This window comes from Oceanobacillus caeni, assembly GCF_042678465.1.
In the GTDB taxonomy this organism is placed as follows: Bacteria; Bacillota; Bacilli; order Bacillales; family Amphibacillaceae; genus Oceanobacillus; species Oceanobacillus caeni.
Genome location: NZ_JBHTKV010000001.1, coordinates 493,150 through 511,666, shown reverse-complemented (window position 1 = coordinate 511,666; position 18,517 = coordinate 493,150). Strand labels below are relative to the sequence as shown.

The window sequence follows — 18,517 nt, the reverse complement described above, 5'->3', positions numbered from 1 at the left end:
AGTCCATTTATTAGGTTGAACTTTTCAATGCCTGTTTTTTGTTGGAAGTCAATCTTTATTTTTAGGTAAACTTAAATAATTATCTGATATGAATAAAGCAACTACAATAGGTGAGGTAAGTTAACTTTTTGAATAATTTAGGAAGTTCTATGTAATGATGGCAATTTTTATGTAAAATAAAAATATGTTATTAAGCAAACGTATGGGAGGATGGATGAATTTATGTATGGTGAAGAGCCTAACTTTTTGTTGAGATTTATATTGTTGTTAGCCATTGTAGGGTTTATATTGTTTTTGTTTCATACCATAATGAGAAATTGGCTAAAAGTTGAGAAAAGGAGAGGGAATTTATTTTCAAATAACTATTTCAATGAGAAGCATAAAAAAATAGATTGGACAATTAGAATTATTACAATAGTAATTATCTTATTTACCTATGTGATAACCATCATGAGAGAACCTATGGATAGAACTTATCCGTGGTTTATTATATTTATTCTGATTGGTATTTCAGAAATCGTTAGAGCAATTATGGAGCGAAAGTATGCGGAAAATCCGAATGAATATAAATTAACAATTAGTCAAGTAATATTTACTCTTATATTATTTTTAATTTTGTTCAAGACTGATTTTTTTGGGTTAATATAATACAGTTGGATAATCAAAAAAATTATATTAATTTAGTGAAGAGCCTTGTAGGGTTCTTTTTTCTTCAATTGACTCCATGAAAAAGTTGGCAGTTCCGTTTGTTTTAATAACAGCATTCGCATGGGTTGGGGCTATAATAAGTTCCGGCATCTTAGAATCATTACTTATTATAGTTGCCATTATTCTCAGTATATTTGCTCTCCCAACAGCTTGGACTATAATCACAATTTACAGGAACAAATGGAAGGTAGAAGGAAGAAAAGGATTAGTCCATTTAGTAAAAGCCATACCATCCCTTGTCCTATTACTATTGGCTATTCTTTTGTTATTTGTCGGTGGTAGAGATCCAGATTCTGCAATTAACTCTTATCATATATAACAGCTGGAGTGATCGTACTTCCAATCCCTATTTGGATCATTATGTCCCTTTATCATAAGGTCCGAGGTAAGCAGGATAGTGTTAAATAACAATAAAGTTGTTTCCAAACTCCAGTCTCGGTATCAACAATCTAATATTTTGTTAAAGATAATTAAATAATCTAAGGAGGGTTCTTATGGTTAATAAATTAATATCATATTTTTATATTATTGTGGGTGTTCTGGTAGGGATTATAATTGTGAGTGCAATTCGACATGGGGAAATGAATTGGATGTATATTGGTAGGACAATTGCTATATCAGCTTTAGTATTCTTTTCTTTATTGTTTATCCGTATAGGAATTAAAAAAAGTAGGTAGTGAATAATTGGGCGATCCTTTTACATTGACTAGGAATTCAAAATGTAAATAATAAATTAGGATTCATTTTATCTTCCAAATACATCAGTGAATTAGTTATATTTATCCTACTCCCACCTTTATACGCTGCGTATTTATAAGGGGATTCTTTTCTTAAAGGACGCGCTAAACAAATCTCTATAATCTTTGTTCTTTAATAGACTTCTAAAGATATTCATATAATCTACCAATCTGCCTCTGATAAACTTTTCAGACTGAATTTCTTGTATTTTTATTGCATAAGATATAAAAATATTGCATGTATTTATAAACTCTTTCTCCTGAAGATTTAGATGTTAGTCCGTATGAAACGATTGCTACTATGGATCCACGTAGCAAATCAAATATAACATACATTAACTTGTAAATGAAACTCCATTTTGATTAATCTTTTTTCAAAATGGAGTTTTTGAAATTGGAGGCTAAATAAGGATAAAGGTAACTCTTCAGTTAATATTTATTCTGAAGCTACCAATTTGATTGAAAAAAGTCAAATAATAATTATAAAAGCAATTGCATAAATATACATGATTTTAAATTTTTATGATATGATAGTATTTACTTTTTATAGGGGTGTGAGGTTAATGGCATTATTCTTTACATATGTTATTGCGGGACTTGCTGTTGCAATGCCAGTAGGGGCAATTACGGTAGAAATGACGAAACAAGGTCTTAAAAACGGATTTATGCACGGTTGGGTTGTGGGGTTAGGTGGAATGACCATTGATTTTGTTTTAATTTTATGCCTTTATTTGGGGCTAGCCTCAATTTTGCAACTTCCTTTTATTCAAATTCCTATGTGGTTCATTGGTGCAATATTTTTGTTACTAATCGGATATGATTCCATTAAGAATGCGGACAAGGATATAACATTATCAGGAGAAAAACCGAAAAAATCATTATGGTCTACTTATCGTAATGGATTTCTTGTTGCCGTATCGCCAGGGAATATTGTTTTCTGGTTAAGTGTATTTGGGGCAGTACTAACCAACTCGTATAATGCGGCTGAGCCAGCCAACTTTTTAATTATCGCTTCAGGTGTTTTAACAGGAATTTTATTGCACGATATAGGGTTATTAACCATCGTGGCGACAACTAGAAAAGTAATGAGCCATTCCATGATTAAAGGGTTTTCTATCGTTGCAGGATTAGTATTAATTGGTTTTTCATGTTATTTTGTTTATCAATTTATTATGGCGATAACACATGTTATATAGAGATTCAGCGAAGGGAGCGATTACGGTACTAACCATAATCGCTCTTTTATCAGTATCTTATTTTTAAAAAAATATTACCTTGTCTTGCCCTTCATTTTTCTTTAGGTTTTTTGTCCAAAATGGAACGTAATTCTTTAATATCATCTTCTGATAAAGACTCTTCCTGAATGAACTGAACTAACATCGACTTTAAGGTTCCACCATAAATTCGATCAATGAAGGAGCGAGCCTTGGCGCGCTGACACTCTTCTTGTGAATAAAGTGGATAAAACGTATAGACTCTTTGATCTTTGTTGACACCAACGGCTTTTTTTTGAGTAAGACGATCTAAAAGAGTACGTATGGTTTTCGGCTTCCAATCTGTTTTTTCCTGTATGGAAGATATAACCTCACTAGCCGTTCTAGGAGACTTTTCCCATAGGACATGCATAATTTCCCATTCTGATTCTGAAATATTGGGGATTTTCTTAGTCAACCTGATTCCCCTCCTTCTTTTACATACATGTGAAATTCAATTATTCTCCAATTTCCTTAATGATTCCCTTATCTTTTAAAATAGATAATGTTATGTTTGCGGCCTTGCTTCCATAACTATTATCTTCATTTTGGATGTTGGTTGCAAAGAAAAATGTATTGTTCTTCGTTTCTACATATCCAATAAACCAGCCATTTACATTTTTGCCATTAATAGTACCAGTACCGGTTTTTCCAGATAACCTTACATCATCATATACCTCTAATAAAAGGGAGTCTTTTACAGTCTGGATATTCTTATCTTTAAAACCAAACTGATTTGTATAAAACGCTGATAGTAATTGTACCTGTTCGATTGGAGATATCTTTAAAGAAGATTCTAGCCAATAGTCTGTTCCACCAGTAAGATCTTCATTTCCATATCCAATTTGTCTTAAATAAGTTTGGACGGTGTCTTTAGGTATTTTTTGGTCCAATTCCTGAAAATACCAAGTTACCGAATTTTTCATAGCGGTTGATAAGTTTTGGTTTTTATTCCAAGGTTCATAAGGATAATGTTTTCCATTCCAATTGATTGTGGAATGATCACCTGCTATTACTCCTGACTCTAATCCAAATAATGCAGTATAAATCTTGTAAGTAGAATTCGGAGAAACTCTTGTCATACTGTTATTTTTATTGTAAATGGTATAATGATCAGCCTTCATATCGTATAATACAAAGCTTCCATCATAGTTAGAAAAATATTCGCTGAAGTCTTCATAAGTGGTATTTTCTTCACTGTTAAAATGATAAAAGCTTTTGTCATTGGACATGGCTGAAACAAATGGGACTTGACCTGCTACGAATACACCTATAAGGGAAAATATTGAAATACTTTTGAACTTTAAGCCCTTTGATTCCATCGTGAAAGATGCAATTTTTTCGATTCGTTTTTTGAGTTGCTCCTTGGGTCCATTAAACTGATTGGTCCAAGTAATATTACTCGATCGTGAGGATAATTCCACAAAATTTATAATTGTATTCCCATAATCTACGTAACAATGCTCATCCAATGATTTTAAAACAGCTGCATCACAGGCAATTTCGCGATCTACCCTCATTTCCTTAAAAGCAATCCATACAAGTGGATTAAACCAGTAAATAATTTGATAAATGATGAGGATGAAGTTTGTTGCGATATCTTTATATTTGTAGTGATGTAGTTCATGCATAAAAATATATTGGATTTTTTCAAGTGGCATCCATTCGTCAAGCTGCATCGGCAACACCACATATGTCTTAAATATACCGAATGTCATTGGAGATTTGACAAGTGGTGATTCTCCAATGAATATCGGTTTGGAGATATGCAAATGATTCTTACACTGCTCAAATAAATGTAATACCTCTTGATTCTTTAGAACCGATGTTGTACTTTTTATTTTCTTTAACTTAACCCAGGCTAGTAGGGATAGAATAATCATGACTATCATGCCTATGATCCAAATACTTCCTAAAGTTATATTTAGAAAATCCAGGTCGAGTTGATGGACTGATACTGTGAAGTCCTCCATCCAGTTTCCATTACTAAATCTTAAGCTTTTGTCGTTGTTGATAGATGAATCGATCATTCCATTGTTTTGATTTACATCGAATGAAAGAAAAAGATTTTCAAAATGAAATAGTTGTTTTGGTAAAAATGGTAGAGTTAACGCGATTAGCAATAAAAACCATAGATTGTACTGCCATTTCTCGGAAATGTGTTTTGAAAATAACCTTTTAATCAACATAATAACAGCTATAGTAATGGAGGACACTATAAAACATGTGAATATGTATACGAGGAACATTCTAATTACCTCCATTTTTTGGCAAGTAGGAAAATATAAAGTTCTTTCCCACCAGTAGGTATTTGCATTTTAACAATTCATTAGAAGATTATCAATTAGTTATTGATTACCTAATATAGGAAAATGGAATAGAATACGAGATTAAAAGTCTTTAAAGAAAGTTTATGAAACAACTTGACACATATCGATTACAATTGTAGTATATGACTACAGGTGTAATCTGGAAAGGAGGAACAGGAGTTAATTTAGAAGAGTTGTAAGGAAGAAGATAGAACTAAGGTTAACAATAAAATCTTATTTAAAGTTTTAAGTCAAATTTGATTATTATTAAATCAAGATAGTGAATCTAAAATAGAAAGAGGTTATAGATATGGGAAAACGATTTGAATATAAATTCAGCATACATAAATTTACATTATGTATATTATTGCTTATGCTGATCACACTTGCGGCTTGCGCGGATAAGGAAAATTCAAAGGATGCCTCATCTAAGGAGGAGAAAGAAGAAAATCAAACAGCAAAAATAGATAATCAGTTTTCTCAACTCGAGGAAGAGTTTGATGCTGAACTTGGTGTCTATGCGGTTGATACAGAAACAAATCAAGCCATTGAATATCAATCGGAGGAACGTTTCGCCTTTGCATCCACGTACAAGGCGTTGGCTGCTGCTATTGTTCTGCAGCAGAATTCTATGGAAGAGCTTAATCAAGTTATCACTTATACTAAAGAGGATTTGGTTCCCTATTCTCCGGTGACTGAGAAACATGTAGATAGCGGTATGACCCTTTTAAACCTTGCTGAGGCAGCAGTTCGAACCAGTGATAATACAGCTGGAAACCTCTTATTTAATGCAATAGGTGGCCCTAAAGAATTTGAACAAACCCTAAGAGAGATAGGAGATAACGATACTCAGGCAGAACGATATGAACCAGACTTAAATCAATTCAGTCCGGAAGATCCTCGCGACACCAGTACTCCAAAAGCTCTTGCTACTAGTCTTCAAGCATTTGCATTAGGTGACTTGCTTCCGAATGAAAAGCGTGAACAGTTCACGGATTGGCTACAGGGAAATGCGACAGGTGATACACTGATTCGTGCAGGCGCACCAGAAGGATGGGAGGTTGGCGATAAGAGTGGAGCCGGAAGTTACGGAACGAGAAATGACATTGCAGTTGTTTGGCCACCAAACAGAGAGCCAATCGTCATTGCAATTATGTCCCGTCATGATACAGAGGATGCAACATATGATGATGCGTTGATTGCGGAAGCTGTTAAGATTGCACTTAACGCCCTAAAATAAATGTAAGATCTATGGCTATCGAGAAGTTCTCGATGGTCTTTTTTTAATGAGTGTAGAAACATTCTTTTCTCAAATATAAGTTAACGAAAAAATTAGTTTTACTTTTTTCTAAAAAGGATGTAAGATATAAATTACATATGTAAGATATAAATTACATAAAACAGGTGAGTTTATGAAGAATAATGTGAAAATAATGCGATTGAAAATGTCAATGACACAAGAACAATTAGCCAAAAGAGTGGGAGTTACGAGGCAAACGATTGGGCTAATTGAGAAAGGAGAATATAATCCAAGTCTTCAATTATGTGTTGCAATAGCAAAAGAGTTAAATAAAACGTTAGATGATTTATTTTGGGAGGAGAATTTGATATGAAATCTTGGATATCCTTTTTATTGCCAGATGATGAGTATAAGGAAAAAAGAATGTTGTATTTTTTCTCGGAAGGAGCAATAATCCTTTTCCTATCTGTTATTATTATGATAATTTGTAACAGAATTTTTACTATTAACGATGTAGAAATAGTACTATTATTGTTCGTTGCTATATTCCTCTTATATGTTTCGGGAAGGTATATAATATCTGGAATTGAATATACAGATATTGCAACAGAACATTCTTACAAGAAAGAGATAAAAAACATTTTCAGTAGAACATGTAGCTTTGTAGTTATTTTTATGCTGTTATACTTAATTTTTTTAGATATACCAAGCAATCGAAACGAATGGATGGAAATTATAGGGTTATTATTAAGTGTTGGCATAGTTTGGTTTATCACTAGCTTCATTTCCTTAAGGAGATCCTATAAAAAGAATAAGGAATTGTTATAATGAGTTTTCTTTTTTAACAACCAAATATCACTTAGTTTTACGTTTGAAAGCTATAAAATTTTAGTTCGGAACGGATCCAATATATCTTAAAAATTAAACGGGCCAAGTATAAAAACTAATACATTCGCTAAAGGACGAGCGAATATGTTAGTTTTTTTAACCTTTATGGTGAGGGACAAACCTTTTCCTTTTTCTGATGTCTTAAATAAATTGTTATTTAATTAAAAAAGTTGAAACTTTTGCAGAATAGTTACCGTATAAGGATATAAAGATTAAAATCAGAAAGGATGTAAGCACAATGTCAGAAGTAAAAAAATTAGAAACGGAAGAGCCAATTGTGGAGAAACCCTCCATATTTGGAATGATTTGGAGTCCAATCGAACAGTTCGAACGGATTAGGGAGCGTCCAAGGATTTTGGGACCGATGGCAATTATTATCGGTTTATTTATTGTTGGAATGCTGATTACGATGTTTAGTGTAGATACCGGACTCGATGGCATATCAGATGAGGAAATGGCTGGTTTTGCAGTATTTGTAGCAGTAACTTCGGGTATTTTAGGTGTGATTGCACCAATTGTTGGAGCTCTAATCAGTAGTTTTATTTATTGGATTATTGCAAAGTTAGCTCGATCGGAAGTATCTTTTAAGCAATTATTTTCTATGTGTACATACATAATGATTATATCTGTCTTAGGTTCCATTATAAATGGAATTGGTATTGCCATCCTTGGTGGAGATGGGGAAACAATGTTCACTAGTCTAGGATCGATTATTCCGGCTGAGGGTGCAATCGGCGGTTTACTAAATAGTATTGAATTGTTTGGCATTTGGGGAGTTATTCTTGCAGCGCTTGGATTGAATAGAGTTGCGAATTTTTCGAAGGGATTGGCATGGACGGTTTCTATTGCGTTCTTTGTTATCGGAGTTGTCTTCGCTATGATTGGCGCTGCATTTAGTGGAATGGTCGGTGTCTAATGGAAATGGAAGCGAAAACGAAGAAGAGAAAAATATGGATTGCGATAGGTATTGTAGCTATCATTGTCGGATTTCTAGGAATAAATATTTGGGTAAACGCTGATGAAAGCAATCTTACTGTTGAAGTGACGACATTAAAAGAAGAAGAGATTACGGATAAGGTGTTGACACAGGGTACATTAAAACTTGCTGAAGAACAAACCGTTTATTACAGTCCTGACAAGGGAGAAATTGCAGAAATTCTTGTCAACGAAGGAGATGATATTGAGAGAGGAAAAGCACTCCTCACATATAAAAATGATCAGCTAACATTAGAACAAAGACAGAATGAACTTGAACAACAATCTGGAATTTTGCAGAGTAATAGTTTAAGAGAGCAGCATAAGGAAATTGATAAACAAATCGAAGAAGATAAAGAAAATAAGATGTTACAGGAGGAACATGATCAGATTAAGTTACAACAACAACAGGCGAATATTGAATTAGAACAGCTTAAATTACAAAAAGAAACCATTAATCAACAAATCGCTGATTTAAAGGTAGTAAGTGATATTACCGGAAAAGTGGTTGAAGTAAATGAACAGGCTGCCTTTACTTCAAATCAAATGGAGCAACAACCGCTTATCCGTATTGGATCACTTGATCAGCTGATTGTTGAAGGGTCCGTATCAGAATATGATGCTTTGAATATAAAGGACGGTCAAACAGTCACGTTAACCTCTGATGCGATTCCAGATGAATCATGGACAGGAACAGTTAGCCACATATCCTATCTACCAAATGATACAGGTGAAATGGGGATGGATGATGGAACTACAGGCGTTCAGTATCCAGTAACAGTCACCGTGGACGATAAAGATATTGGTCTAAAACCGGGGTTTCAAATGACTATGGAAATTAAAACGGATGAACATAAGGCGAACACACTCCCGATCACTGCAGTACAACAAGAGGAAGATGATAATTATGTTTATGTTGTCGTGGAAGGCAAAGCCGAAAGACGAGAAGTAAAGGTAGGCACCGCATCTCTTAAGACAATCGAGATTAGCGATGGAATTACGGATAAAGATCAAGTAATTATAGACCCAGCAGAGAACATCAAAGATGGTATGGATGTGTCGGTACAATGATACGTTTAGAGTCTATTAGGAAAAGCTATAAATTGGGTAAAGAGGATGTTGATGTTCTCAAGGGGATTGATTTAACGATAAATAAAGGTGAATTTACCGCTATTATGGGTCCATCTGGTTCAGGAAAATCAACGATTATGAATATTATTGGCTGCTTAGATCGTCCGTCAAGTGGTGACTATTTTTTAAATGAAAAACTCGTGTCTGAGTATGATGATAAAGCACTTGCCCGAGTACGAAATCAATCGATTGGTTTTGTCTTTCAACAATTTCAATTATTACCACGCTTAAATGCATGGAAGAATGTAGAGCTTCCGATGATTTATGCAGGCTTAAAGAAAAAGGAACGCGAGGAGCGGGCCAAAGAGGCACTGGAAAAAGTCGGACTGGCTGATCGTATGTATCATTTGCCAAATGAATTATCTGGTGGACAAAAGCAACGTGTCGCCATTGCTAGAGCAATTGTTAACCAGCCAGATCTCATTTTAGCAGATGAGCCAACAGGGGCACTTGATACTAAAACAAGTGTACAAATTATGGAACTTTTCACGATGTTAAATCTTGAAGGTACCACGATTGTAATGGTTACACATGAGCAAGAAGTCGCTGTGTATGCACAAAGACAAATCCATGTTCGTGATGGATTATTAAATAGAAATGAGCAGGTAGTTATGGATGAGGGGGAGAGGCTTCAATGAGTATCTTAGAAAATATGAAAATGGCAATCTCCTCCTTGTTATCACATAAAATGCGCTCGATTTTAACGATGCTTGGGATTATCATTGGTGTTGGTTCTGTTATTGCCATTGTTGCCATTGGACAAGGCGGAGAGGCGATGTTAAAGTCGCAGATTGTTGGCACAGGAAACACGGTAGAATTATACTACATGCCATCCGATGAAGAGATACAGGCGAATGCGTATAGTTTGATGTCCCCGTTTACACAAGAGGATATTAAGGCAATTGAGACGATTCCAGAAGTAACCAATGTTGTTGCAACAAGTAGTAATTTTGGTGATATACGTAATCGAGAAGATACGGTTGAAGCCTATATTACTGGAATAAACCAATCCTATTTAGATGTGAATGAACTAAAAGTAGAAAGTGGAAGAAACTTACTTGCAACGGATTTCCTTGGTGGTAGTCGAACGGCTGTTGTAAGTGCTTCGTTTCGTGAGGAATTATTTGACGGGGAAGACCCGCTTGGTGAGGTGATTTATATTGAGTCCCAGCCCGTTGAAATTGTCGGGATTTTAGAAGAACCAACTGGTTTTCTTTCCTTTGGATCAAATGATGTGTATATTCCTTGGAATACATGGCGAAGTATTTATGCGAGCAATGATATTAGTGAAGTCACATTACAAGCCGAGGATGCTGATGCATTACAGGAAGTTGGGGCGAAAGCTGCTGATATGCTGAACCGCATTCATGATACAGAGGAAGCTTACCAGGTGATGAATATGGAAGAGATTGCGGCAGGACTAGGACAGGTAACACGTATTATGACCATCATTATCGGTAGTATTGCAGGGGTATCCTTATTGGTTGGTGGAATTGGTGTGATGAATATAATGCTCGTTTCTGTTACAGAAAGGACACGTGAAATTGGTGTCCGTATGTCTTTAGGTGCCACACGGGGACAAATCTTATTCCAATTTCTCGTTGAATCGGTAACCCTCACACTAATTGGTGGAGCGATTGGTATCTTTTTAGGAACAGGGGTTGCCAATGTCGTTTCTTATTTTGCTGGCTGGCCACCACTCGTATCATTCCCAGTTATTATCGGTGGATTATTATTCTCGATGATCATTGGGGTTATCTTTGGAATCTTACCTGCGAACAAGGCATCTAGCCTAGATCCTATTGAGTCATTACGTTATGAATAACGTGGGTATTTTAAAACCTCATTTGGTATAGGTCTTGATCCAAAAGCTACAATGGAAATAATTCGTTTGTTAAAGTTAAATGTCCCAAGTATAAGAAAAACTGACACATTTGCTGAGAGACGAGCGAATGTGTTAGTTTTTACCTAACGTTTTTGTATAGAAAGTAGAGGTATAAACTTTATCAAAGGAGGATGCTAATAATGGAGTACACTCTTATATGTATATCTATTCTACTAGTATTTATGGTTATTTCTTTATTTATTAAACTGGATAGATTAGAAGGCCGTATGAAGGCTATGCAGTACAAGCTAGATCGGCTAGTTAAACAATCGGATATACCGGAAAATCCAATAAACGATGATTTGCGTCAACTTATAAAAGAAGGTAAAGATGTAAAAGCGGTTAAAAAGGCTAGAGAAACTTTAGGTCTTTCATTGGTTGAAGGAAAGCAATATATTGATAAATTGAAAATGGAAGATACATAATCCTTAATATACAAGGGAGAAACAAACCTATGCCTGAACATAAAAATGATTCATTTCGTAATATGAATATAAAAGAAAAGATGGCAACAATTTTAGGAATAGCACTTCTCATAATCCTGGCAGTGGGTTTTGTATTTGGGCTTTTTTTCTTTGGCTTGGCGGGAATATTTGAATTACTTGATGTACGATATGAATCCATCTGGTCATTGGTTGTTTTCGTTATCAACTTCATTATTCTAGGCATCATTGTTGAGTTATTTTCTAAAGTAATTTTCAAGCTGTCCGTCCGGAATATAACAGGTAAAAGAAAGGTGATTTTGATTCGAGCCATTATTGAAGGCACATCGAATTGGTTAGTTCTGTTTACGGTGGATGAGCTTATGACAAGTATTGCACTTTCCTTGAAAACAGAGATTATTATTGCATTGCTGCTTACTGTAATAGAGATTGTTTTTGATGGAGATGACGACGATAAAGAATAAGTTGCTAATATTAATTGATTATGGTAAGGGGTTTATAATAAAATAATTAAGTTTTAGTTTTGAACAAATAATTATTTATAGTCTTTTGTGTATGATAATTATAATATCTCTATTATAATTAGAAATAAGAGGAGGGGTGCTAAATGAAATGGCAAGAGGTAAGGGAATTATTCCCTAATCAGTTTCTTTTAGTTTCAATTCTAGATTATCATTATGAGAATGACAAGAAGATAGTTGATGAAGTAGCACCAATACGTACAATTGATGATGAAGATGCAACTAGAGAATTTTTTAAAGCTAAAGAAGGAACCGTAGTATACCATACAGCAAATGAAAAATTTGTAATTCACATTCGTAAGGATCCTTTAATGAAAGTGAGAAGGCTGCAGTGAACATATTATTTGATGGACAACTTATTACTACTTCTCTAACTATCAATTATCGTGGAAACTCAACCAGAATTGACGATGTAATAATTGATACTGGTTCATCTCACACGGTTATTTCCCCAGATGTATTAGAAACCATTGGGGTGAAATATGAAAACGGCGATACCATTTATGAGGCATACGGGATTGGTGGTAGTGTTCCGTTTTATACAAAAGTTATGGATGAAATACGGATTGGTACATTTATTATAAAGAACTTTGAGTTGGACGTAGGAATGTTACCCGCAGAACATAGTGGGTTACTTGGTTTGGATATTTTAAAACCAAATAAATTTATACTTGATTTAGATAAGCTAGAATTATATCAATCAAAGGGGAACAGGAATTTAGAGTCAAATTTCTGTTACCCTATTTTTATGTTAATTCTTTGAATATAGAAATTCTATTATTAAAATATCTACAAGCACATTTTCGTGAATGGAGTGATTACGGAGCAAACATAATCTCTGTATCTAAATAAAGATACCGTATCTTCTGATAAAATTACAACGAATACTAGAGGAAATTACGCCATTGAAGAAGTTTTCTAATTCTCTAGAAGCAATGAGAGAATATCAGGCACTTCATCGTGAAGATCCAAAAGGGAATTATATGTACTTCATACTAACCGTAAAGAGCCTAATATTATTGAGAAAAAATGGTTAAGAACAGGTCAATAGATATCAAGAAACACAGCGATACTAATATCACTGCGTTTTTCTATGCAATTTATCATTTATTTACTGTTTAATTTAAACGGTAAACTCTTTTTTTATTGGAGAAAAATACAAATTTCGCATCAATTCTAAGCAGATTCATGCGTATACGCCCCCTTTTTCATCTCCCAATAATTTAACCATCGAAACAATGGCGGGAGTATGATACAAACAGCGATGATCCTTAGTACTTGCACAGCCACGACAAATGTAGAATCTGCATCAAGGACGATTGCAGTAGTAGTCATTTCTGCTATTCCGCCCGGGGCAAATGCTAAGGCGGATGTGATAAATGATATACCAGTTAGCAATGAAACGATATAGGAACAGGTGAACATAGAAATGATAAGGCCAATGGTACCTAAAAGGGATACGACTAAGGTTCTCTTTAATCCGCTGAACATATTTTTATGAAAACGAGAGCCGATGCTTGCGCCGATGAAAACTTGTGACAAAATCATAAGCACATGTGGCCACCAAAATATAAGGTCGTGCCCGATAATAATGGAACCAAAGGACTTAACAGCTGCAACACTTACCATACTTCCAAGCAGCCATGGGGCAGGGAATTTTAAAAATTTACCTAAATAATACCCAAGCCATGCTATCACTATGAACACAATCATCCATAGTACCTGCTCTGCTTCAAAGGGTGGGGTTGCTGTTGAAACGGGATGACTAGCTACTGAACTAGTATGATTAACAAAGCTCATTGAGAGAACGACCGGTATGGTTAGCACAACTAAAAATATACGCATGGTCTGAACAATGCTGACAATTCCGGTATTAGCACCTACTTCTTCCGCAATACTTGGAATCGAGGATAGACCACCAGGTGCAGTTGCGAAAAAACCAGTCAACATATCCAAGTTCGTGTATTTCCATACAATAAATCCTGAAAGTAAAGCGAAAACAATGGACAAAATAAGCATAACAATGATCGTCAGCCAATTTTCCCCGAAAATGTATAACACGGAACTATTCATTTTCCGTCCAAGTTCTATACCTAATATAAGCTGGCCGACATGTAACCAAATCTTTGGTAACCCTTTTTGTTTGTGAAGTGCTGGTACTTGCAATAATTTTGGGTAGAAAATAGAAAGCAAGGTCGCCGTGAGAAGTGTCCCAATCATCCAACCAATTGATAGACCTGTGAGCGAAAGAAGAAAACCTCCTATTCCACTTATGATGACAAACCCGACAAATCGAAATACAGATTTACCTTCCATCATTGTAAAACCTTCTTTTTAGTTTTTTGGCAGATAAAAAGGTATAAACCTTTTTATCCTGGGGCTCCAATTACTCGCCCACCGTAAACTTGCATAAGTACAACTAAGGCATTCGTCCAAAGGCTTGGCAAATGCCAATTTTCTAAGATACTAACTTTTACGTTTTACATCCAATATAGTATACTTTTAGAAATAAATAAAATATTGAATTTGCATATTTATCTATAACAAAAGTTGATGGCTGATGAGGTGATTCATTTGATTGAACGAGATTGGCTAGTTTTGCAAACGCTCTACAATGAGAAAAACATTACGAAAGCAGCGCAGAGATTATATATATCCCAGCCTGCCTTGACAAATCGCATCCAACAATTGGAAAAGGAATTTGGCGTACAAATTGTAAACAGAGGAAGACGAGGTGTTCAATTTACACCACAGGGGGAATATCTAGCAACCTGTGCGCATGATATGTTGTTGTCCATTCAAAGGATGAAAGAAAATGTCCAGAATATGGAGAATAACGTGGCAGGAACATTAAGGTTAGGTGTTTCTAACTTTTTTACCGATTATAAGCTTCCCAACCTATTAAAGTTATTCAAGGAACAGTATCCTAATATTGAATTCAAGGTAACAACAGGCTTTAGCAGTCATATTGCACAATTAATTTATCAGCAGGATGTTCATATCGGTATTGTAAAAGGGGAATACAGCTGGGAAGATAAAAAACACTTATTATTAGAAGAGACGATATGTATCGCCTCTAAGGAAAAGATAGATATCCAGGATCTTCCCCGTTTACCTAGAATTGATTACCATTCTGACACACATTTGAAAGCTTCTGTTGATCATTGGTGGTCTGAAAACTTTACCCAACCGCCATTAGTCAGTATCGAAGTAACGAAAGCGGACACCTGTAAAAAAATGGTTGTGAACGGATTAGGTTATGCCATTTTACCAAGTATGTCGCTAAATGACGTAGATGATGTGTACAAATATGTAATAAAAATGAAAGATGGAAAGCCAATTCTGCGTAAGACATGGATGCTATACCATGAGGATTCTTTAAAGTTAAATATTGTGAGGGCATTTGTTGATTTTATAGAAAGTGTTGACGTGGAGAATAGAATTTAGTCTATTAGCATCCGAATGGGAGCACCGATTTTTGAAAGATATATTAGAGAATTACCCCACCTTAAGTTTCTAGAGAAACAAAGGAGATAGGTGGGGATCAACTGTCCATAAAGGAAGGAAAACCCCCACCTAAGGAAGTCTGCTTTATCATATGAGCGTATATTCATCAATATCATTAACTTTCTTGTATGAATATCTTTTCAAATGTTTCAATAATACACCATGGGATGCCTTTATTCGATGATGATAATGGACTTGTTATTTCAGTAGACATATCTATTTATTCTTCTCTAGTTTAAACATTATCCAAAGGTAAATGCCAATTCCACCAAAGGTTATGATTGAATTTAAGATTAGTTGTGTTTCATATTCCAATGATGTTAGGTTTAGTAAATAATTAGGTAGTGTTAACATTGTCACTACGATAATTAGAAGCCAAGTTTTCGCCCAAAGAGACATTCCGATAATAAATAGGGCTGCAATAATAGCAATAATTATGCTTCCTGTATTGCCCAAATAGATGATAGGAGTATTGATGGATCTATTTAAGAAAATCAAACCACTAAACAAAAGCATTGGCAGTAGAGCTATAGTAAACAATATTAATCCCTGTATTTTAATAGATTGATTTGATTTGGAAATGTATTTAAAACCAGTAAATACAGAAGCAATAAAGGTTATTGTAATAACAATGTATCCGACAATTTCCAAGACAGAGTAGGAGAGATTTCCTTCCAATAAATCGGGTAAAATATTTATAAACAAGGCCCCAAAAATGATTAGGCAAATGTATTTGAACCATGTTCGATAGTCAATAATCATTTCATTAGAAATCATTTCCATATATTCCTTCGGTGATTTCCCAATAACTTTTTCAATGGGTTTTCCGTTTTTTTCAGCTTCGGATAAGTGGATTTCTAATTCATTCACAATTCCTTCAATTTCATCCCATCTTTTTCCACTTGAAAATAAGTAAACACGTAAGTTTTCCAAGAACTCTTGGCTTTTTTTAGAAAGTTTTAACTCATTACTCAATGATTTCATCTCCTTTTGTATATTCTGTATCTGACTCACAATCCAACACTTTGTTAACATTAGACTGTAAATTGTTCCAGCGTTCTATAAATTTATTCAATTCCAACTCCCCTTTTGGAGTTAGTGAATAATATTTCCTTCTTGGTCCTGCTGTGGATTTTTTTAAGGTGGATGTAACTAATTCTTCCTTTTGCATCCGCAATAACAAAGGATAAATTGTACCCTCACTAAAAGAGTGAAAACCATAACTACCAAGTTTTTCTGCCATTTCGTAACCGTACACTTCTGTATCTTTGATAATTGCCAGCAAACAGCCATCAATGATGCCCTTTAGCATTTGTGTTGTCGACAAATCTTTCACTCCTTTTCCACTAACTTGTAATGCAAGGGTTATGATTATAGAATATCTTGTATTACATGATATATAGAGGATAGCATTATTAGCCTTGTAATGCAAGGTAAGTTTCTAAGGAAATCGATATAGTAAAGGTTCCACATGATAATCCGAATACCCATTAAAATTAAGTAAGAAGATTAAAAAGTCTCCACATGTAGTGATATCATGTAAGAGACCTTTCGCAGAGTTCTTCTTATTTTATCTTCATCATTTCTGCAATCTTTTTAGGTAAATCGGTGTTATCATGGAACCCTAAAAATTTCTCGGATTGTGGTCCATACACATAAAGCGGGATATCTACACCGGTATGATTGGTGCTTGTCCAGCCAACACTCGCATGTTCACTTGTAACTGTATTAATTGCTAAAGCTGCATCCTCTGCTTCTTGAACTTTTTGGACTTGTTGTTCAGATAATGTAAGTCTAGTATGTCCTTCAACCACTTCACGAACATTAGAACGATCATCATTTAACTGGCTTGCCATGTAATCCCCTGTAGCTGTAACATTTTGTAATACGTCCAAATTCAATTCCATGGATCCATTTGCCCCAGTCGTCATTCCGCCTGTGTCATGATCACCGCCAACAACAACTAATGTTTTCCCATCTTCTTTAGCAAATTCTATCGCTTTTTCAACTGCTTCTTCAAAAGCTGCTACTTCAGACATAGCCCAAGCAGCATCATTCGCATGTCCTGCCCAGTCAATTTGGCTTCCTTCCACCATTAAGAAAAAGCCATCTTTATCTTCTTTTAATACATTTATTGCTGTCTCTGTCATTTCAGCAAGACTAGGTTCTTTTGTATCACCACGATGTAACTCAGGTGCTAATGCTTCGTTAGCAAATAAACCAAGTAATTTATCTCCATCTTCTACATTTAGGTCTTTTACATTCGTTAATTCGTTGCGAGTCTCTACGATTTCAAAACCTTGTTCTTCTGCTTGTGTAAGTAGGTTTAGTTCCTCTTGGTTTCCGCCCTCAGAGGCTGGAAGAAAGTTATTTTTTCCTCCGCCAAGCATGACATCTACATCACTAGCAATAAGTTGTTTGGCAATTTCTGTTTCATTGTTTCGGTCATCCACATGTGCAGCGAATGAGGCAGGAGTTGCATGTGTAATGGTTGCGGTTGCTACTAATCCAGAAGATCTGCCATCTTTTTCAGCAGCTTCTAGAATGGTTTCTACCTTGTTCCCTTTTGTATCAAGTCCAACTACACCATTATTTGTTTTGATCCCTGTTGCCATCGCTGTTCCAGCAGCTGCAGAATCGGTAATGTCAGAGTTTGCTGATTTCGTAGTATACATCCCTTTTAAATGACTATCCCAAATGGCATCTTCGCCTTTGAACAAACGATAATTCGCAGCATAGTCACTACTAAATCCATCCGGAATCATATATATCACATTTTCTACTTTCCCATTATTTCCATTTCCATTTCCCTTACCGGCATTTTCTGGTTTAGCTGCATCTGCTGTTCCAAGATTTACCCCGGAAAATACAAGTGCTCCACTTAAAGCTACAATACCTAGTTTTTTTAACATCTAATCTC

21 protein-coding genes are annotated in these 18,517 nt (G+C 35.1%); 15 read left to right on the top strand and 6 right to left on the bottom strand.

The genetic code is table 11. The features are described from left to right. Positions 1-222 precede the first annotated feature (222 nt). The 3 genes from ACFQ18_RS02485 (at position 223) to ACFQ18_RS02475 (ending at position 2,641) form a co-directional block, all read left to right on the top strand. Positions 223-648 (top strand): DUF4181 domain-containing protein, encoded by a 426-nt coding sequence (locus ACFQ18_RS02485; RefSeq protein ID WP_047184188.1) that lies wholly within the window; start codon positions 223-225, stop codon positions 646-648. A 554-nt stretch (positions 649-1,202) separates the two neighbouring features. After that, positions 1,203-1,385: a hypothetical protein gene (locus tag ACFQ18_RS02480; protein WP_047184187.1), complete on the top strand. Its 183-nt coding sequence runs from the start codon at positions 1,203-1,205 to the stop codon at positions 1,383-1,385. 623 nt (positions 1,386-2,008) lie between these two features. Next, positions 2,009-2,641: a LysE family translocator gene (locus ACFQ18_RS02475; protein ID WP_047184186.1), complete on the top strand. Its 633-nt coding sequence runs from the start codon at positions 2,009-2,011 to the stop codon at positions 2,639-2,641. A 91-nt stretch (positions 2,642-2,732) separates the two neighbouring features. Here ACFQ18_RS02475 and blaI read toward each other — a convergent pair whose 3' ends face one another. Then, positions 2,733-3,116 (bottom strand): penicillinase repressor BlaI, encoded by a 384-nt coding sequence (gene blaI / locus ACFQ18_RS02470; protein ID WP_047184185.1) that lies wholly within the window; start codon positions 3,114-3,116, stop codon positions 2,733-2,735. A gap of 40 nt (positions 3,117-3,156) precedes the next feature. Beyond that, positions 3,157-4,947 (bottom strand): BlaR1 family beta-lactam sensor/signal transducer, encoded by a 1,791-nt coding sequence (locus ACFQ18_RS02465; RefSeq protein ID WP_204797883.1) that lies wholly within the window; start codon positions 4,945-4,947, stop codon positions 3,157-3,159. A gap of 370 nt (positions 4,948-5,317) precedes the next feature. On the opposite strand from ACFQ18_RS02465, the gene bla reads away from it, so the two are divergent. The 11 genes from bla to ACFQ18_RS02410 all read left to right on the top strand — a co-directional run bounded on the left by bla (position 5,318) and on the right by ACFQ18_RS02410 (position 12,853). Further along, positions 5,318-6,247 (top strand): class A beta-lactamase, encoded by a 930-nt coding sequence (gene bla / locus ACFQ18_RS02460; protein WP_060669154.1) that lies wholly within the window; start codon positions 5,318-5,320, stop codon positions 6,245-6,247. Between the two features lie 172 nt (positions 6,248-6,419). After that, on the top strand, positions 6,420-6,620 hold the full coding sequence (locus ACFQ18_RS02455; protein WP_060669153.1) for a helix-turn-helix transcriptional regulator: 201 nt from the start codon (positions 6,420-6,422) through the stop codon (positions 6,618-6,620). Continuing rightward, positions 6,617-7,075 carry a DUF3278 domain-containing protein gene (locus ACFQ18_RS02450; RefSeq protein ID WP_145523140.1) on the top strand — a complete coding sequence of 153 codons (459 nt, stop codon included), beginning with the start codon at positions 6,617-6,619 and terminating at the stop codon, positions 7,073-7,075. Before ACFQ18_RS02455 ends, ACFQ18_RS02450 begins: the two co-directional genes overlap by 4 nt. Positions 7,076-7,373: 298 nt before the next feature. Beyond that, positions 7,374-8,051: a Yip1 family protein gene (locus ACFQ18_RS02445; protein ID WP_060669151.1), complete on the top strand. Its 678-nt coding sequence runs from the start codon at positions 7,374-7,376 to the stop codon at positions 8,049-8,051. Continuing rightward, complete coding sequence (locus ACFQ18_RS02440; protein ID WP_052771636.1) at positions 8,051-9,181, top strand: efflux RND transporter periplasmic adaptor subunit; 1,131 nt, start codon at positions 8,051-8,053, stop codon at positions 9,179-9,181. Before ACFQ18_RS02445 ends, ACFQ18_RS02440 begins: the two co-directional genes overlap by 1 nt. After that, positions 9,178-9,879, top strand: a complete 702-nt coding sequence (locus tag ACFQ18_RS02435; protein ID WP_060669150.1) for an ABC transporter ATP-binding protein — start codon at positions 9,178-9,180, stop codon at positions 9,877-9,879. Before ACFQ18_RS02440 ends, ACFQ18_RS02435 begins: the two co-directional genes overlap by 4 nt. Then, positions 9,876-11,066 carry an ABC transporter permease gene (locus ACFQ18_RS02430; RefSeq protein WP_145523141.1) on the top strand — a complete coding sequence of 397 codons (1,191 nt, stop codon included), beginning with the start codon at positions 9,876-9,878 and terminating at the stop codon, positions 11,064-11,066. The genes ACFQ18_RS02435 and ACFQ18_RS02430 overlap by 4 nt, the downstream gene beginning before the upstream one ends. Before the next feature lie 200 nt (positions 11,067-11,266). Beyond that, positions 11,267-11,551, top strand: coding sequence for a hypothetical protein (locus ACFQ18_RS02425; RefSeq protein ID WP_047184173.1), 285 nt, complete (start codon positions 11,267-11,269; stop codon positions 11,549-11,551). A gap of 29 nt (positions 11,552-11,580) precedes the next feature. Continuing rightward, positions 11,581-12,033 carry a regulatory YrvL family protein gene (locus tag ACFQ18_RS02420; protein WP_047184172.1) on the top strand — a complete coding sequence of 151 codons (453 nt, stop codon included), beginning with the start codon at positions 11,581-11,583 and terminating at the stop codon, positions 12,031-12,033. Positions 12,034-12,176: 143 nt separating this feature from the next. After that, positions 12,177-12,425, top strand: coding sequence for a hypothetical protein (locus ACFQ18_RS02415; protein WP_047184171.1), 249 nt, complete (start codon positions 12,177-12,179; stop codon positions 12,423-12,425). Beyond that, on the top strand, positions 12,422-12,853 hold the full coding sequence (locus ACFQ18_RS02410; protein ID WP_047184170.1) for a retropepsin-like aspartic protease: 432 nt from the start codon (positions 12,422-12,424) through the stop codon (positions 12,851-12,853). The genes ACFQ18_RS02415 and ACFQ18_RS02410 overlap by 4 nt, the downstream gene beginning before the upstream one ends. 413 nt (positions 12,854-13,266) lie before the next feature. Here ACFQ18_RS02410 and ACFQ18_RS02405 read toward each other — a convergent pair whose 3' ends face one another. Further along, complete coding sequence (locus tag ACFQ18_RS02405; RefSeq protein ID WP_111014449.1) at positions 13,267-14,409, bottom strand: AbrB family transcriptional regulator; 1,143 nt, start codon at positions 14,407-14,409, stop codon at positions 13,267-13,269. 255 nt (positions 14,410-14,664) lie between these two features. Between ACFQ18_RS02405 and ACFQ18_RS02400 the strand changes: the two genes are divergently transcribed. Further along, positions 14,665-15,537 (top strand): LysR family transcriptional regulator, encoded by an 873-nt coding sequence (locus tag ACFQ18_RS02400; protein WP_047184169.1) that lies wholly within the window; start codon positions 14,665-14,667, stop codon positions 15,535-15,537. 276 nt (positions 15,538-15,813) lie between these two features. Here the strand turns inward: ACFQ18_RS02400 and ACFQ18_RS02395 are convergent, their stop codons facing one another. From ACFQ18_RS02395 to ACFQ18_RS02385, 3 genes are all read right to left on the bottom strand, one after another. Next, the gene (locus ACFQ18_RS02395; RefSeq protein WP_047184168.1) at positions 15,814-16,572 is read right to left on the bottom strand and encodes an HAAS domain-containing protein; all 759 of its coding nucleotides are present in this window, start codon (positions 16,570-16,572) and stop codon (positions 15,814-15,816) included. Next, the gene (locus ACFQ18_RS02390; protein WP_047184207.1) at positions 16,565-16,909 is read right to left on the bottom strand and encodes a PadR family transcriptional regulator; all 345 of its coding nucleotides are present in this window, start codon (positions 16,907-16,909) and stop codon (positions 16,565-16,567) included. The genes ACFQ18_RS02395 and ACFQ18_RS02390 overlap by 8 nt, the downstream gene beginning before the upstream one ends. Before the next feature lie 253 nt (positions 16,910-17,162). Continuing rightward, on the bottom strand, positions 17,163-18,509 hold the full coding sequence (locus ACFQ18_RS02385; protein WP_047184167.1) for an alkaline phosphatase: 1,347 nt from the start codon (positions 18,507-18,509) through the stop codon (positions 17,163-17,165). Between the last annotated feature and the right edge of the window lie 8 nt (positions 18,510-18,517).

Coding starts and splice junctions, on each gene's coding strand:
- ACFQ18_RS02485 (WP_047184188.1), top strand. CDS start 223: ATGTATGGTGAAGAGCCTAACTTTTTGTTGAGATTTATATTGTTGTTA.
- ACFQ18_RS02480 (WP_047184187.1), top strand. CDS start 1,203: ATGGTTAATAAATTAATATCATATTTTTATATTATTGTGGGTGTTCTG.
- ACFQ18_RS02475 (WP_047184186.1), top strand. CDS start 2,009: ATGGCATTATTCTTTACATATGTTATTGCGGGACTTGCTGTTGCAATG.
- ACFQ18_RS02465 (WP_204797883.1), bottom strand. CDS start 4,947: ATGTTCCTCGTATACATATTCACATGTTTTATAGTGTCCTCCATTACT.
- bla (WP_060669154.1), top strand. CDS start 5,318: ATGGGAAAACGATTTGAATATAAATTCAGCATACATAAATTTACATTA.
- ACFQ18_RS02455 (WP_060669153.1), top strand. CDS start 6,420: ATGAAGAATAATGTGAAAATAATGCGATTGAAAATGTCAATGACACAA.
- ACFQ18_RS02450 (WP_145523140.1), top strand. CDS start 6,617: ATGAAATCTTGGATATCCTTTTTATTGCCAGATGATGAGTATAAGGAA.
- ACFQ18_RS02445 (WP_060669151.1), top strand. CDS start 7,374: ATGTCAGAAGTAAAAAAATTAGAAACGGAAGAGCCAATTGTGGAGAAA.
- ACFQ18_RS02440 (WP_052771636.1), top strand. CDS start 8,051: ATGGAAATGGAAGCGAAAACGAAGAAGAGAAAAATATGGATTGCGATA.
- ACFQ18_RS02435 (WP_060669150.1), top strand. CDS start 9,178: ATGATACGTTTAGAGTCTATTAGGAAAAGCTATAAATTGGGTAAAGAG.
- ACFQ18_RS02430 (WP_145523141.1), top strand. CDS start 9,876: ATGAGTATCTTAGAAAATATGAAAATGGCAATCTCCTCCTTGTTATCA.
- ACFQ18_RS02425 (WP_047184173.1), top strand. CDS start 11,267: ATGGAGTACACTCTTATATGTATATCTATTCTACTAGTATTTATGGTT.
- ACFQ18_RS02420 (WP_047184172.1), top strand. CDS start 11,581: ATGCCTGAACATAAAAATGATTCATTTCGTAATATGAATATAAAAGAA.
- ACFQ18_RS02415 (WP_047184171.1), top strand. CDS start 12,177: ATGAAATGGCAAGAGGTAAGGGAATTATTCCCTAATCAGTTTCTTTTA.
- ACFQ18_RS02405 (WP_111014449.1), bottom strand. CDS start 14,409: ATGATGGAAGGTAAATCTGTATTTCGATTTGTCGGGTTTGTCATCATA.
- ACFQ18_RS02390 (WP_047184207.1), bottom strand. CDS start 16,909: ATGCTAAAGGGCATCATTGATGGCTGTTTGCTGGCAATTATCAAAGAT.
- ACFQ18_RS02385 (WP_047184167.1), bottom strand. CDS start 18,509: ATGTTAAAAAAACTAGGTATTGTAGCTTTAAGTGGAGCACTTGTATTT.